Raw genomic sequence first — 15,183 nt, forward strand, 5'->3', positions numbered from 1 at the left:
CGGGATCCGCGAAGGCGGATTCGCCGTAGCGGTGAATTACCCGCTCAGCAAAGGCCAGGCCATGATCCGCCTTTGCGGATCAGGGTCTAGGCCTTCCGCAGCATCCCCGCGACCACGGCAGCCAGCAGGACGGAGGCGACCCACCAGGGTTGCCAGACGCCGAAGGAAAGCTGCCAGGTCACCACGGCGGACACCGCCATGCCGAAGCCCGCCGGGCTGGCGCCGGCGGCCAGCAGTGCCGCGGCGCCCAGCGCGGCCCCCAGCAATGCACCGACCAGCCCAAGCTCCAGCCAGATCTGCAGCGCGGCATTGTGGGTGTGCAGCGGCAGGCGACGGGCGGCGGGCACGCCAAACCAGTGGCGCGCCTCGGGCGAGGTCAGGCCGTATTCCACCAGTGTCTCAGGCGCGAAATTCTCGCTGCCGCCGGGAATTGCGCGGCTGGATTCCATGCCCCAGCCGAGCAGCGGCTTCTCCGCGATCCGGTCCACCACGAAATCCCAGATCAGGATGCGATGCGCGGCCGATCGCGGCAGCGGCTCCAGCGAGGGCGCCTGGGACAGGCCGAAGGCGAAGACCAGTGGCGCGGCCAGGCTGAAGGCGGCAAAGCCCAGCGCCGCCAGGCGCGGCACGGCGCGCGGCAGGACCATCGCCAGCCCGGCCGCCGCCACCCCGGCCAGCGCCGCGATCTTGGCGGAATCCGCCGGCAGCCACAGCGCCACCGCCAGCCCCGCCGCCACCAGCAGGCCGCGCAACGCCCAGGCCATCGGCACCGCCAGCACCAGCGGCAGCAGCAGCACCATGAGGGACACGGCCGGCTTCAACCCGAAGCTGATCGCCGGCATGTCCGGAAAGCCGCGCACCGCCAGCCGCAGCCAATTGCCGCTGGCATGGTCCGCCGCCGCCAGCGCCAGCCCCAGCGCCAGCCCGCCCGCCAGCGCGAAGGCCAGGCGCCGCGGCGCCGCCTCCTCCGCCAGGGCGCGGGCCGTCATCAGCGCCAGGCCGAGCAGCGCCGCCAGCCCGCCGATGGTCTGCAGCGCCCGCACCGGCTCCGGCGACCAGATCATCGCCACCCCGCACCAGCCGAGCAGCGCCACCGCCAGCCAGGCCGGGCGCCCCATCCGCGGCCAGGGCCACGCGCCCCGCACCCGCCGATGCGTGACCACCGCCAGCACCAGCGCGACGGTCACCGCCAGCGCCATGGCGCGGAACTGCGCCACCGCCAAAGCCGGCGCCACCGCCAGCAACACCGCCACCGGCATGGTCGGGCTACGATGCCAGGGAAGAGTCACTTCCGCCCCCCATGCCGCTCCGGCTCCAGCCGCGCCTTCAGGTAGGACAGCAGCGGAAAGGCCCCCGTGCAGAAGGCCAGCAGCACGCCCCAGGCGCCCTCCCGATACCCTTTCCGACTCACATAGGATTTGAACGCGCGCGAGACGAAGCGTCGCAGATTGCCGGCCAGCGAGCCGATATTCCCGCTTTCCAGCAGGTCCGCCGCCTTGGCCGAGGAATACTTGTCCAGCCGCCGCAGCATGTCCGACACATCCCGGTCGACCAGATGCACCAGCGCCCCCTGCTCGATCCGCGGCCCCTGCCGGCCCACCCAATCCAGCCCCGGATGCACCCGCTGCGCTCGCCACTGCTTGGCGCCGCGCCGGAACAGCCGCGGCACCGAGGTCGTGCCGAAACTGCCGGCCCAGCCATGCCGGATCAGCCGGTCGCCCACGTAATTTTCGACCATCACCTGATGCCAGGCGAACCCCGACTCCCCAATCACCCGCCGCACCGCCAAGGCCAGATCCGGACTGACCCGCTCATCCGCATCGACCTCCAGCACCCAATCGCCGGTACACGCCGCAATGCCAGCATTGCGCCGCGCGCCCTCCAACTCCCACGCCCCCTCCAACACCTGCGCCCCCGCAGCCCGCGCCAAATCCGCGGACCCATCCGTGCTGCGATCCAGCACCACCACCACCTCATCCGCAAAGGCCACCGACGCCAGACACGCCGGCAAACGCTGCTCCTCATTCCGCGCGACAATCAGCGCAGACAGGCGGGGGTGGGACATCGGGAGGGCCTTCAGTGGGTGCGCGGGCTGTTTGCAGGAGGAACGCTGTTCCCCCTGCACCCCCTTGCCAGGGGCCTCGGGCCCCTGGACCGCGAGGACTTTAAGCGGAGAAGCGGAGGGGGCTTGAGGAAACGTCGACCAAACGGTCGTTCCGGCCCCCTCCGCTTCTCCGCTTATGACTCATGGGTTCAAAGGGCCAAAGCCCTTTGCGGGGAGGTGCAGGAGGGGCAGCGCCCCTCCTGCGAACCACCCGCACAACCCACTCAGGCCGTCCGATCCCCACCCCCGCTCGTCAGTGCCGCCTGGGCGGCCGCGAGGCGGGCGACGGGGACGCGGTAGGGGGAGCAGGAGACGTAGTCGAGACCGACGGAGCCGCAGAAGTGGATGGAGGCCGGGTCGCCGCCGTGTTCGCCGCAGATGCCGAGTTTCAGGTCCGGCTTGGTCTTGCGGCCTTTCTCGGAGGCGATCTGCACCAGGGCGCCGACGCCGTCGATGTCGATGGAGACGAAGGGGTCTTTCGGCAGGATGCCCTTTTCGACGTAGAAGGGCAGGAACTTGCCCGCGTCGTCGCGTGACAGGCCGAAGACGGTCTGCGTCAGGTCGTTGGTGCCGAAGCTGAAGAAGTCGGCGGCTTCGGCGATGCTGTCGGCGGTGAGCGCCGCGCGCGGCAGTTCGATCATCGTGCCGACCTGGTAGATGATGTGGTACTTCGTCTCGGCGAAGACTTCCTGGGCCACGCGGTCCACCAGGGCGCGCAGGATTTCCAGCTCGCGCCGCACGGCGACGAGCGGGATCATGATTTCCGGCACGGGCGCCTTGTGGGTTTCCTGGCCGATGGCGACGGCGGCCTCGAAGATGGCGCGGACCTGCATCTCGTAGATTTCGGGATAGGTCAGGCCGAGGCGGCAGCCCCGGTGGCCGAGCATCGGGTTGGCTTCCGAAAGGTCCGCCGCGCGGCGCTGCATGGCGGCGACATCGGCGCCGAGGCTCAGCGCCACTTCGGCGATCTCGCTGTCCCGGTGCGGCAGGAATTCATGCAGCGGCGGGTCGAGCAGCCGGATGGTGACGGGCAAGCCCGCCATGATCCGGAACAATTTGAGAAAGTCGTCGCGCTGGAACGGCAGCAGGCGGGACAGCGCGTCGCGGCGGCCGTCTTCCGTATCCGCCATGATCATCTGGCGCACGGCGCCGATGCGCTCCGGGTCGAAGAACATGTGCTCGGTCCGGCAGAGGCCGATGCCCTCGGCGCCGAATTTGCGGGCGGTCTCGGCGTCCAGCGGGGTTTCGGCGTTGGCGCGCACCTTCATCTTGCGGACGCCGTCGGCCCATTCCATCAAGGTCGCGAAGTCGCCGGAAAGCTGCGGCTCGATCATGGCGACGGTGCCGGCGAAGACTTCACCGGTGGCGCCGTCCAGCGTCATGGTGTCGCCGGCCGCCATGCGCTTGCCGCCGGCGGTCAGCGTCTGGCCGGCATAGTCCACGGTGATGGAGCCGGCGCCGGCGACGCAGGGCCGGCCCATGCCGCGGGCGACCACGGCGGCGTGGCTGGTCATGCCGCCACGGGTGGTCAGGATGCCCTTGGCGGCGTGCATGCCGTGGATGTCCTCGGGCGAGGTCTCGATGCGGACCAGGATGACCGCCTCGCCCTTGGCGGCGCGGGCTTCGGCCTCATCCGCCGAGAAGACGATGACGCCGCAGGCTGCGCCCGGGCTGGCCGGCAGGCCTTTCGCCAATGCCTTGCGCGCGGCCTTGGGGTCGAGCGTCGGGTGCAGAAGCTGGTCCAGCGCCTTGGGGTCGACGCGCTTGATCGCCTCGGTCCGGTCGATCAGCCCCTCGCGCGCCATGTCCACGGCGATCTTCAGGCTGGCGGCGGCGGTGCGTTTTCCGTTGCGGGTCTGCAGCATGTACAGCTTGTTCTGCTGCACCGTGAACTCGATGTCCTGCATGTCCGCATAGTGCTTTTCCAGCTTCTCGCGGACGGCGACGAGCTCGGCATAGGCGTTCGGCATGGCGAGCTCCATGCTGCGTTCGCCGGGCTTGGCGCGGGATTCGGCCATGGGCTGCGGCGTGCGGATGCCGGCCACCACGTCCTCGCCCTGCGCGTTGATCAGGTATTCGCCGTAGAAGAAGTTCTCGCCCGTGGAGGGGTCGCGGGTGAAGCAGACGCCGGTGGCGCAATCCTCGCCCATATTGCCGAAGACCATCGCCTGGACGTTCACGGCGGTGCCCCATTGCGCGGGGATGTCGTGCAGGCGGCGATAGGTATTGGCGCGCGGGTTCATCCAGCTGCCGAAGACGGCGCCGATCGCGGCCCAGAGCTGGGCATGCGGGTCCTGCGGGAAGGGCTTGCCGGTGACTTCCTCGACCATGTCCTTGTAGCCCGCGACCACGCGGTGCCAGTCCTGCGCGGTGAGGTCGGTGTCCTCCATCACGTCGCGGTCGAGCTTCACATGCTCGATGATCTCCTCGAAGCGGTGGTGGTCCACGCCGAGCACGACGGAGCCGAACATCTGGATGAAGCGGCGGTAGCTGTCCCAGGCGAAGCGCGCATCGCCGGAGGCGGCGGCCAGGCCGTCCACCGTCGCGTCGTTCAGGCCGAGGTTGAGCACCGTGTCCATCATGCCGGGCATGGAGACGCGGGCGCCGGAGCGGACCGAGACCAGCAGCGGCTTGTGGTGATCGCCGAACTTGGCGCCGACGGCCTGTTCGATGCGGCCCAGGGCTTCGGCGACGGCGCTGCGCAGCTCCGGCGGGTAGGACTGGCCGTGGTCGTAGTAGTAGGTGCAGACCTCGGTGGTGATGGTGAAGCCGGGCGGGACGGGCAGGCCGATGCTGGCCATTTCCGCGAGGTTGGCGCCCTTGCCGCCCAGGAGATTGCGCATGTCCGCGCGGCCCTCATTGTGGCCGGCGCCGAAGCTGTAGACCCATTGAGTCATGGAACGGCGTTCTCCTGTTTGGACTGTTACGGAGCTTCCCGGGGGAGGTCAGGATGGGGTGGGAGGGAGGGCGCCGCTTTTCAGCCTTCGATCCTGGAAAAGTCTGCAACGGTATCCATGCCGCCCCTGAGCCGTGCGAGCAAGCGCAGCCGGTTGGCGCGAGTTGCCGCGTCGGGGTCATTGACGATGACCTTCTCGAAGAAGGCGTCGAGCGGGGCGCGCAGCGCCGCCAGGGCGGACATGGCGGCGGCGAAATTTTCCGCAACCAGCGCCTGGGCAACGACGGGTTCCGCCTGGTCCAGCGCCCCGGCCAGCGCCTGTTCCTCCGGCGCCGTCAGCAGGTTTTCGGCAATCGGGCCTGTGTGAGGACCGTCCTTCTTGTCCTCAATTCGCAGAATGTTGGCGGCGCGCTTGGCGGCGGCGAGCAGGTTGGGGCCGTCCGCCCCCTCCACCAGCGCCTTCAGCGCCTCGGCGCGGGACAGCAGGCGCAGCAGGTCGTCCTCCCCTGCCTGCGCGAAGGCGGCGGCGACCAGGTCGTGGCGGGCGCCTTCGGCACGGAGCTGGACGCGGAGGCGCTCGGCGAGGAAGTCCAGCAGCCCGGCGGCGAAGGCGGCCACCATGGGCGGGTGTGCGCTGCCACGGGCCGGCTGCCAGCCGGTCTTCAGTTTGTCCTGCGCGACGGCCATGCCGAATTCCGGGGTGGCGGTTTCGCCCAGCGCCTGGGGGAAGCCGAAGAAGGCCTCGGCCAGAGCATCCTCCAGCCGCAGGCGCAGCCGGTTCTCGCGGATGATGCGGATGATGCCGAGCGCGGCGCGGCGCAGCGCGAAAGGGTCGCCGGAGCCGGTGGGGCGTTCATCCACGGCGAAGAAGCCGGCCAGCAGGTCCAGCTTGTCCGCCAGTGCCACCGCGATGGCGACGGGTTCCGCCGGCACCGCATCGCCCGGGCCGAGCGGCCGGTACTGCGTGCCGATCGCCTCCGCCACCCGCGGGTCCTCGTTCTGGTGCAGCGCGTAGTAGCGGCCGATGGTGCCCTGCAATTCGGGGAATTCGCCGACCAGCCCGGAGGCAAGGTCCGCCTTGGCCAGCTTCGCGGCGCGGGCGGCCAGCGCCGGGTCGGCACCGACATGCGGCGCCAGCCAGCGCGCCAGCTTCTCCAGCCGCGCCACGCGCTGCCCCTGGGTGCCGAGCTTGGCGTGGAACACCACCGTATCCAGCTTCGGCAGGAAATCCTCCAGCTTTTGCTTGCGGTCCTGGTCCCAGAAGAAGCGCGCATCGGACAGGCGGGCGCGCAGCACCCGTTCATTGCCGGCAACCAGCGTCGCCCCACCATCGGTGGCGGCGATGTTAGCGACCAGGCCGAAGAAGGGCGCGGCGCTGCCATCCGGGCGGGTCAGCGCGAAATAGCGCTGGTTAACCCGCATGGTGGTCCGCATCAGCTCCGGTGGCAGGTCCATGAAGGCGTCGTCGATGCGCCCCAGCAGCGGCACCGGCCATTCGACCAGCCCGGCCACCTCCTCCAGCAACCCCCGGTCCGGCACCACCGCCACACCCTGTCCGGCGGCGAGCTTCGCGAGGCCCTGCTCGATCAGCGCCATGCGCTCGGCGGCATCCGGCACCACGAAGCGGGCGCGCAGGCCGGCTTCGTAGTCGGCGAGGCCGGTCACGGCGAAGACGCGGTCCTCGGCCGCCATGATCCGGTGGCCCTCGGTGAGGTTGCCGCTGTCCATCCCCGGCAGCGCGGCGATGGCGAAGGGCACCACGGCGCCGTCCAGCAGGCACAGGATGCGGTGCAGCGGGCGGACCCAGGTGAAGGGGCCGTTCCAGCGCATGGATTTCGGCCAGCCGAAGCCGCCGACCAGCCCGGGCAGGACCTGCGCCAGCAGCGCCGCGGCGGCGACGGTCTCGCCCGGTTTTTGGAGCACCCAGAAGCCGTTCTGCTCCACCAACTGCTCGCGGGAGGCACCGTGCTTGCGGAGGAAGCCGTCCAGCGCCGCCGGTGGCGCGGCGGTGCGCGGGCCGCGCTCCTCCTTGCCCTCGGTCGTCACCTCGGCGCGCAGCGTGGCGGACAGGCCGATGCGGCGTGGGCCGTAGAACGGCTTCGGGGCGCCTTCCAGCAGCGGCGCCGCGGCAGCGGCGAAGGCTTTCGCCAGGTCTTCGGCCCCGCGCGCCTGCATGCGCGCCGGGATCTCCTCGGAGAAAAGTTCGAGCAGAAACTCCGGCATCAGATCGCGGCCTTCACATCGGTCTCGGAAAAATCAGCGCCCTTGAACAGCAGCGGCGCGTTGCGCTCCCGCGCCAGGGCATAGGCGAAGCAATCGCCGAAATTCAGCGCGGCCTTGTGGCGGCCCTTGCCGAAGCGGCGCCAGGCTTCCAGCGCCAGGCGCGCCTGGGTTTCGGTGAAGGGCACGACCTCCGCCTCCGCATCGGCCAGAAGCCGGTCCACGCACGGCCGTATCGCCGGGCCGGCCTTGCCCTCCGCCACCATGCCCAGCTCCAGCAGGGTGCCGGCGGAGATCGCCACATCCGGCGCCTCGGCCAGCAGCGCCGTGAAACGCTCGGCCTCCGGCTCCTGCCGCAGAATGGCCATGAATGCGGAGGTATCGACGATCACCTGGGCAGGCCGTTCTCGTCATAGAGGTCGCTGTGATCGCTGGTCGCGCCGGGCGGGAACAGTTTCGCGGACTCCCGACCAATCGCCACCAGCGCCTCGTACTTCCGGCGCACCTTGTCTTCCCGCGCCGCGCGTTCGGCGGCCAGGCGAACCTGCACCGCTTCCCGCAGCGCCGCGGTGGTGCTGGTGCCGAGCAGTTCCGCCAGCGCCTTCGCATCGGCGATCAGCGCATCGTCCTTGATGTTCAACTGGCCCATGGCGCCCTCACGGTAGAACGGATGGCAATCATGGTATAAAAACCCGGAAAAGTCACGCGGACTCGCCCGCGACCCAGGCCTCGCAGCAGCCCTTCGCCAATGCCCGGACGCGGCCGATATAGGCGGCGCGTTCGGTCACGCTGATGGCGCCGCGGGCGTCCAGCAGGTTGAAGCGATGGCTGGCCTTGATGCACTGGTCATAGGCGGGCAGCGCCAGCGGCGGGTCATAGGCCAGCAGGGACTGGCATTCCTTCTCGGCGTCGGCGAAGTGCTGGAACAGCATCGCCGTGTCGGCGGCCGTGAAATTGTGATGGCTGTATTCGACCTCGGCGCGGCGGAACACCTCGCCGTACTTCACGCCGCGGCCGTTGAAATCCAGCTCGTACACGTCGTCCACGTCCTGGATGAACATCGCCAGGCGTTCCAGCCCGTAGGTCATCTCGAAGGACGGAACCTCGCAGGTGATGCCGCCGACCTGCTGGAAATAGGTGAACTGACCCACCTCCATCCCGTCGCACCAGATTTCCCAGCCCAGGCCCCAGGCACCCAGCGTCGGGCTCTCCCAGTCATCCTCGACGAAGCGGAAATCGTGCTTCATGGGGTCCAGGCCGAGGTCGCGGTAGCTCGCCAGCAGCAGGTCCTGCGCATCCGCCGGGCTCGGCTTCATGATGACCTGGTACTGGTAGTAATGTTGCAGCCGGTTCGGGTTCTCGCCGTAGCGCCCATCGGATGGACGGCGGGAGGGTTGCACATAGGCGGCCGACCAGGGCTTCCCCCCCAGCGCCCGCAGCGTGGTGGCCGGATGGAAGGTGCCGGCGCCGACTTCCATGTCGTAGGGCTGCAGGATCAGGCAGCCCTGCGCGCTCCAGAATTTATGGAGGCGCAGGATGATGTCCTGGAAGGAAGGGGGTTTTTCGGACATGCCGGGTACGGGTCTTGCCGGGAAGGGTTAGGCCGCTTCAATACCCCCCCGCCGCCCTGCCGAGCAAGCGAGGGCCCGGCCAGCAAGGGACGCCGCGCCTGACCGAGACCGAGCGCCTGATCCGCGCCTACTACGCCGCCTTCGACGCAGGCGACCGCACCGCCATGCTGGCCCTGCTGACCGACGACGTGGTGCATGACCCGAACCAGGGCACCCGCCGCACCGGCAAGCCTGCCTTCGCCGCCTTCCTGGCGCAGATGGATGCGGCCTATGCCGAGCGCATCGCGGACCTGGTGGTGATGGTCGATGCCACCGGCACCCGCGCCGCGGCGGAGTTCACCGTGCTCGGCCGGTACCAGCGCACCGATGAGGGCCTGCCCGAGGCGCGCGGCCAGACCTACACGCTGCCCGCCGGCGCCTTCCTGACCATCCGCGACGGCCGCATCGCGCGGGTGGCGACGCATTACAACCTGCCGGACTGGATCCGTCAGGTTTCCGCCTGAGCCACGAAATCCAGGATCAGCCGGGCCAGCGTCTCCGGCGCCTCGATCGGCAGCATGTGGCCGCTGCCCTCGACGACATGCAGCCGGGCACCGGGGATGCCGGCGGCGAGTTCCTCGGATTCCGGCACGGATCGCAGCGCATCCTGCGCCGCGGCCACCACCAGCGTCGGACAGGTGATCTCGCCCAGCCGGTCATCGAAGGCCGGGCGCGGCAGCAGCGATTGCCGCAGGAACACCGCGCCGCCCAGCCGGTCCCCCATGCCGCGCAGCCGGTCCACCAGCGCCATGTCGCCGGCGCGGTCGGGGTGCAGGCCGCGGGCGATGGCGCTGCGGCTCATGCCCCGGAACGCCTGGTCGGCCGGGCGGCCGGCGATGGCCTGGCGGCGGGCGCGCTGGGCGGCGCTGTCGCCGCGGGCGGAGGTGGCGACCAGCACCAGGGCGCGGACCCGCTCCGGCGCCATCCGCGCCACCTCCCGCGCCACGAAGCCACCCATGGAGAAGCCGACCAGCACGAAGCGCCCCGGCACCTCCGCCAGCACGCGCGCCGCCATGGCCTGCATGGTGTCGTCCTGGAACAGGTCGCCGTGATGGATCGGGCCGAGCGGCGCCAGCAGCGGTGCCATCTCCTCCCACAGCCCGGCATCCAGCATGAAGCCGGGCAGCAGCACCACGCTCATGCCTTCGGGCCCGCGTTCGGCCGGCATGCGCTTGGCCTCGTCGGCGGCCGGACGCAGGATGCGGTGGAGAAGGAGAACATCATGCCCGAGATCATCATCTATGCCGTTGCCGGCCGCACCACCGAACAGAAACGCGGCCTGGTCAAGGACATGACCGAGGCGATGGTGAAGAATTTCGGCGTGCCGGCCGAGGCGGTGACCATCCAGATCGTCGAATCCGACAAGGATTCGAAGGCCAAGGGCGGCGTGCTGTTCAGCGAGCGGTAGCGGCCGGCGCCCCGCCCGAATCCTGCTCACCTACCGGTGAAGGCGCGCGGGGTCCGACCTTACGGCGCCAGACAGAAATGGTTAATAGCGGCCACCCTAATTCCCAGCAGGGTGCGGCTTCCGCACGTCAGCGCGGGAGTTCTGCATGTTCCAGCTCTATGACTGCGTCACGAACATGCACGACCCGCGCATGGTCCTGCTGGCGGCGCTGGTCTGCATCCTTGGTGCCCATGCCTGCTTCGCCCTGCTGCGCCATGTGCAGCAGCATCCCGGAAGCGGGCGCCTGCGCGGCATCGCCATTGCCGCCTTCGCCAGTGGCAGCGCGACCTGGGCGACGCATTTCATCGCCATGCTCGCCTACCAGCCGGTCGCGACCATCGGCTACGACCCGGGCCTCACGCTGTTCTCCCTGCTGACGGCCCTGCTGGTGGCAGCCTGCGCCTTCGCCCTTGCGCTGCGCGGCGGCGCCTGGCACCGGCTGACGGGCGGCGCGCTGCTCGGCCTCGGCATCGGCACAATGCACTACACCGGCATGGCCGCCTGGCGGGTGGGCGGCGCGGTGCTGTGGGATGACGGCACCATCGCCATGTCGCTGCTGATCGGCGTCGGCTTCGGTGCGCTGGCGCTGCGCCTCGGCCTTGCGGAAGGGCGCGCGGCGAGGCTGCTTGGCCCCATCCTGCTGACGCTGGCGATCTGCGGCCTGCATTTCACCGGCATGACCGCCATGCTGGTGCTGCCCGACATGGCGCTGATCGAGCAGTTGCCGCCGGCCGATTCCCGCTGGCTTGCCTACCTGGTCGGCGCCGGCGGCATCGCCATCCTGCTGCTCAGCCTCTACGGCCTGGCGCTGCAGCGCCGCGACCAGCGGCAGCGGCACGATGAGATGCTGCGCATGCGCCATCTGGCCGATGCGGCGGTAGAGGGGCTGCTGGTCTGCGACGGGGAACGGCTGGTTACCGCCAACCAGAGCCTGGAACTGGTGTTGGGCCGCAAGCCCGACGACCTGGCCGGCCTGCGCCTTGAAGACCTGGTGCCGGATTCGGCTACGCGCAGCCTGCTGCTGCAGGACAATGCGCGGGCGGAGGGTGATGCGCTGGATGCCGAGGGTCGCAGCATCCCGATGGAAATGGTCTCCCGCACCATCAGCTATGGCGGCGCGCCGCATCGCGTCATCGCCTTCCGCGATCTGCGCGACCGCCGTGCGGCGGAGGCGCAGATCCGCCACCTGGCGCATCACGACGCGCTGACCGGCCTGGGCAACCGCGCCAATTTCGGTGAGCGGCTGGCGCTGATGGTGCAGCAGGCGCACACCCAGAAGACGCGCTTCGCGGTGCTGGCGCTGGACCTCGACCGCTTCAAGCTGGTGAACGACACGCTGGGCCACCCGGTCGGCGATGCGTTGCTGGTCGAGGTGGCGTCCCGCCTGCGGGACACGGTGCGCGACACCGACCTGATCGGCCGGCTGGGCGGTGACGAATTCGCCGTGCTGCAGAGCGGCGGCGAGCAGCCGGAAGCCGCCACCGCACTCGCCTCCCGCATGGTTTCGGCGCTGGCGCGCCCGTTCTTCGTCGATGGCCAGGTGCTGAACATCGGCACCAGTATCGGCATCGCGCTGTTCCCGCAGGATGGCGCGGATTCCGCCGCGCTGCTGCGCAACGCCGATCTCGCTCTGTACCGTGCCAAGACCGATGGCCGCGGCGTCTTCCGCTTCTTCGAGAAGGAGATGGACGCCCGCATGCAGGAGCGCCGGCGGATGGAGCTGGATCTGCGGGAGGCGCCGAAGCGCGACCAGTTCGAGCTGGCCTACCAGCCGCTGCTCGGCCTGGACAGCAACCGCATCACCGGCTTCGAAGCGCTGCTGCGCTGGCGCCACCCGGAGCGCGGCCTGATCCCGCCCGCGCAATTCGTGCCGCTGGCCGAGGAGACGGGGCTGATCGTGCCGATCGGCGAATGGGTGCTGCGCGAGGCCTGCCGGGAGGCGGCAAGCTGGCCGGGCGAGATCGACGTGGCGGTCAACCTCTCCGCCGTGCAGTTCCGCAGCCCCGACCTGCTGGCGATGGTGCAGGGCGCCTGCGCCGCCGCCGGCCTGCCACCGCAGCGGCTGGAGCTGGAGATCACCGAGAGCGTGCTGCTGGCCGATACCGCCGGTACGCTTGGCGTGTTGCATGCGCTGCGTGCGCTCGGCATCCGTGTCTCGCTGGACGATTTCGGCACCGGCTATTCCTCGCTGAGCTACCTGCGCAGCTTTCCCTTCGACAAGATCAAGATCGACCGCTCCTTCATCGCCGACATGAACAGCAACCCGGATGCCGCCTCCATCGTAAGGGCGATCCTCGGCCTTGGCCGCAGCCTCGGCATCCGCACCACGGTGGAGGGTATCGAGACCGCGGCGCAGCTGGAGTATGTGCGGGAGGAGGGCTGCGACCAGGTGCAGGGCTATCTGATCGGCCAGCCGAAGCCCGCGAGTTCCGTCGCCGGCCTGCTGCGCGAGGCTCGAATCGCGGCCTGAACGGCGTGCCGGCGGTGTTGCAGGCGATGGCGCAGCTGCACCGGCCATGCCGTTCCAGCAGGTCGCGGCCCGTCACCACCACGCGGCCAGCCGGCCGGGTAGAAGTCGGGCGTGTCCAGCTCCGGCGTGCGGTGCCTCGCGAATGCCCCGGCGCTCAGTCGCGCGGCAGGTACAGCGTCACGCAGGTTCCGGCGCCGGGGCTGCTCGCCAACTCCATGCCGCCGCCGATCTGGCGCAGCATGCCATCCACCATGCTCAGCCCCAGCCCGCTGCCGCGACCGGGCGCCTTGGTGGTGAAGAAGGATTCCCGCGCGCGCGCCAGCACCCCGGCCGTCATGCCCTCCCCGGTGTCGGCGACATCGATGGCGACGTAGGCACCGGCCTCCATCCCGGCGACCGGCGGCTGTCCAGCGTCCAGGTTCCGGGTGGTGATGATCAACCGGCCTCCCTCCGGCATGGCGTCGCGGGCGTTGATCGCGAGGTTCAGGATCGCCAGTTCGAACTGGTTCCGGTCCGCCCTGGCGGGCCGCAGGTCGGGCGCCGCGCGCAGCAGGACGCGGACGCCCCGACCCAGCGTGCGGTCCAGCAGCGCCGCCATCTCCGCCAGGGACTGGTTCACATCCACCGGCTCCGACGCCATCGGCTGTTGCCGCGCGAAAGCCAGCAGCCGGGTGGTGAGCGCGGTGCCGCGCTGCACGCTGCGATGTGCTTCGGCCAGCAGGGCCGCGGCGCCGGCGCCATTGCTCTGCCGGCCGAGCAGCTTCAGGCAGCCCGCCATCGCCAGCAGCACGTTGTTGAAATCATGCGCCACGCCGCCCGCCAGCTGCCCCAGCGCCTGCATCTTCTGCGCCTGCAACAGGGATGCTTCCAGTTGCCGGCGCTGCGTGATGTCCCGCGCCCGGCCCAGAATGCCCCGCACGGCGCCATCCGGCCCCGGCAGCGGCATGTACACCGCCTCGTAGGTCAGGGTTTCACCGCCATAGGTGACGGTCGGCTCGTAGGCATAGGCCTGGCCGGTCGCGCGCACGCGCTCCAGCCCCTCGGTGATGAGGCCGCCAAATTCGTCGCCAAGGACCTGCACGGGTGTCCTGCCGAGAACATGTTCCGGCGCGGCGCCGATGCGCGCCAGGGCCACCGGATTGAGCGCCTCATAGACGAAGCTCCGGTCCTGCATCACGCGGACCTGGAACAGGCATTCGGGCGCATGGTCGAAATACACCTGCAGCGTGTCGGCGGCGGCTGTGGCGGCTGCGGCGGGTGGAGCCGGACCGGATGCCTCGCCGGGCGTCACGGCCTGCGCCTTCAACCGCCCGGGCCTGGCCGGTTTATGGAGCCGGGGTGGCCGCTCCAGCCTGGCGTCCGCCAGATGCAGCGGCTTCAGGCTGGGCGGGCTCCGCCCTCCCTTGGCCACGTAGGCGGCCCTCCAGGCCTCCAACCTGGCAGGGTCGCCAGATGCATCAGAACCGTTCCCCGCCGCATAGCCTGTCGTGAACTGGCGCATGGCGAAACCCGAGCCGTTGTGAAACGAAGGTAGCGCCAGCTCCTTACAGGAAAAGAATATATCTTAAACGACCTGTCTCAATTTGCTGTGACTGGATCATTCATTGTCAGGCTTAGAGGCCGAGCCGCGCCCAGGCCGCACGGGTCTCCACCGCCTCCATCGCGCCTTCGGCGAATGCGGCGCCCGAGAGAAGCCGCAGCGGCCAGGGCGGGCGGCGGGCGCCGATTGGGATGATCTGCGCCTTGTCGCCATGCCGCGCGCGGAGTTCGGCCGTCACCTCCCCCAGCCGGTCGGCCAGGCCGAGTTCCACCGCACGGCGGCCGCTCCAGAAGCGGCCGTTGAACAATTCGGCCTCCGGCGCCTTCAGCTTCGCGCCGCGGCGGCTGCGGACCCAGTCGCGGAAGACTTCGTGCAGTTCGGCCAGCAGCGTCTCCAGCCGCGCCACATCCTCCGGCCGCTCGGGGCGGAAGGGGTCGAGGAAGCTCTTCTCGGTGCCCGCGGTGTGCATGCGCCGCTGCACGCCGATCCGGCCGATCGCCTCCTCCAGCCCGAAGCCGGCGCTGATCACGCCGATCGAGCCGAGGATGCTGGCCGGGTCGGCCACGATCTCATCCGCCGCGCAGGCCAGCCAATAGCCGCCGGAGGCCGCGGCATCCTCGACATAGGCGGTGACCTTCACCTTCTTCTTGTCCGCCAGCCGGCGGATGCGCTGCGCCACCAGGCTGGACTGCACCGGCGATCCGCCAGGGGAATTCAGCACCAGCGCCACCTCCGCCAGGCGCTTCATGCCGAAGGCGCGGTCGATCAGCGGGCCGCTGGCCTCGGCGCTGATGCCGGTGGTGGCGAAGGGGCTGGCGCCGCGGGCGGTGATGGCGCCCGACAGGCGAAGCAGGGCGATGCGGGGCGGCCTGGGCAGGAAGGGAAGCTTCATCCCG

At 70.0% G+C, this 15,183-nt stretch carries 13 protein-coding genes; 3 read left to right on the plus strand and 10 right to left on the minus strand.

Features of this window, described 5'->3' with window-relative positions:
• Positions 1-86: 86 nt before the first annotated feature.
• From HB662_RS29920 to HB662_RS09410, 7 genes are all read right to left on the minus strand, one after another.
• Positions 87-1,289 carry an O-antigen ligase family protein gene (locus HB662_RS29920; RefSeq protein ID WP_168049487.1) on the minus strand — a complete coding sequence of 401 codons (1,203 nt, stop codon included), beginning with the start codon at positions 1,287-1,289 and terminating at the stop codon, positions 87-89.
• Positions 1,286-2,065 carry a glycosyltransferase family 2 protein gene (locus HB662_RS09385; protein WP_168049488.1) on the minus strand — a complete coding sequence of 260 codons (780 nt, stop codon included), beginning with the start codon at positions 2,063-2,065 and terminating at the stop codon, positions 1,286-1,288. Before HB662_RS09385 ends, HB662_RS29920 begins: the two co-directional genes overlap by 4 nt.
• Before the next feature lie 263 nt (positions 2,066-2,328).
• Complete coding sequence (gene ppdK, locus HB662_RS09390; protein WP_168049489.1) at positions 2,329-5,001, minus strand: pyruvate, phosphate dikinase; 2,673 nt, start codon at positions 4,999-5,001, stop codon at positions 2,329-2,331.
• An 80-nt stretch (positions 5,002-5,081) separates the two neighbouring features.
• Entirely contained in the window at positions 5,082-7,223 is a 2,142-nt protein-coding gene (glyS, locus tag HB662_RS09395; RefSeq protein WP_168049490.1) for a glycine--tRNA ligase subunit beta, read from the minus strand.
• Positions 7,223-7,588, minus strand: a complete 366-nt coding sequence (locus HB662_RS09400) for a type II toxin-antitoxin system VapC family toxin (RefSeq protein WP_209443207.1) — start codon at positions 7,586-7,588, stop codon at positions 7,223-7,225. Before HB662_RS09400 ends, glyS begins: the two co-directional genes overlap by 1 nt.
• A 20-nt stretch (positions 7,589-7,608) precedes the next feature.
• Positions 7,609-7,869 carry a type II toxin-antitoxin system VapB family antitoxin gene (locus tag HB662_RS09405; protein WP_168049492.1) on the minus strand — a complete coding sequence of 87 codons (261 nt, stop codon included), beginning with the start codon at positions 7,867-7,869 and terminating at the stop codon, positions 7,609-7,611.
• A 52-nt stretch (positions 7,870-7,921) separates the two neighbouring features.
• A complete protein-coding gene (locus HB662_RS09410) occupies positions 7,922-8,791 on the minus strand; it encodes a glycine--tRNA ligase subunit alpha (RefSeq protein WP_168049493.1) in 870 nt (289 codons plus the stop codon).
• A gap of 98 nt (positions 8,792-8,889) precedes the next feature.
• On the opposite strand from HB662_RS09410, the gene HB662_RS09415 reads away from it, so the two are divergent.
• Positions 8,890-9,294, plus strand: a complete 405-nt coding sequence (locus HB662_RS09415) for a ketosteroid isomerase-related protein (protein WP_168050043.1) — start codon at positions 8,890-8,892, stop codon at positions 9,292-9,294.
• Here the strand turns inward: HB662_RS09415 and HB662_RS09420 are convergent.
• A complete protein-coding gene (locus HB662_RS09420) occupies positions 9,279-9,998 on the minus strand; it encodes an alpha/beta fold hydrolase (protein ID WP_209443208.1) in 720 nt (239 codons plus the stop codon). The genes HB662_RS09415 and HB662_RS09420 overlap by 16 nt on opposite strands.
• Positions 9,999-10,052: 54 nt before the next feature.
• Here HB662_RS09420 and HB662_RS09425 point away from each other — a divergent pair, with 54 nt between their 5' ends.
• Together HB662_RS09425 and HB662_RS09430 are read left to right on the plus strand one after the other, a co-directional pair.
• Positions 10,053-10,238, plus strand: coding sequence for a tautomerase family protein (locus HB662_RS09425; RefSeq protein WP_168049494.1), 186 nt, complete (start codon positions 10,053-10,055; stop codon positions 10,236-10,238).
• Positions 10,239-10,383: 145 nt separating this feature from the next.
• The gene (locus tag HB662_RS09430) at positions 10,384-12,747 is read left to right on the plus strand and encodes a bifunctional diguanylate cyclase/phosphodiesterase (protein ID WP_168049495.1); all 2,364 of its coding nucleotides are present in this window, start codon (positions 10,384-10,386) and stop codon (positions 12,745-12,747) included.
• A gap of 154 nt (positions 12,748-12,901) precedes the next feature.
• Here HB662_RS09430 and HB662_RS09435 read toward each other — a convergent pair whose 3' ends face one another.
• Positions 12,902-14,053, minus strand: a complete 1,152-nt coding sequence (locus HB662_RS09435) for a two-component system sensor histidine kinase NtrB (RefSeq protein ID WP_168049496.1) — start codon at positions 14,051-14,053, stop codon at positions 12,902-12,904.
• Between the two features lie 307 nt (positions 14,054-14,360).
• Entirely contained in the window at positions 14,361-15,179 is an 819-nt protein-coding gene (locus HB662_RS09440; RefSeq protein ID WP_168049497.1) for a S49 family peptidase, read from the minus strand.
• Positions 15,180-15,183 lie beyond the last annotated feature (4 nt).

The organism is Falsiroseomonas frigidaquae, assembly GCF_012163145.1.
In the GTDB taxonomy this organism is placed as follows: domain Bacteria; phylum Pseudomonadota; class Alphaproteobacteria; order Acetobacterales; family Acetobacteraceae; genus Falsiroseomonas; species Falsiroseomonas frigidaquae.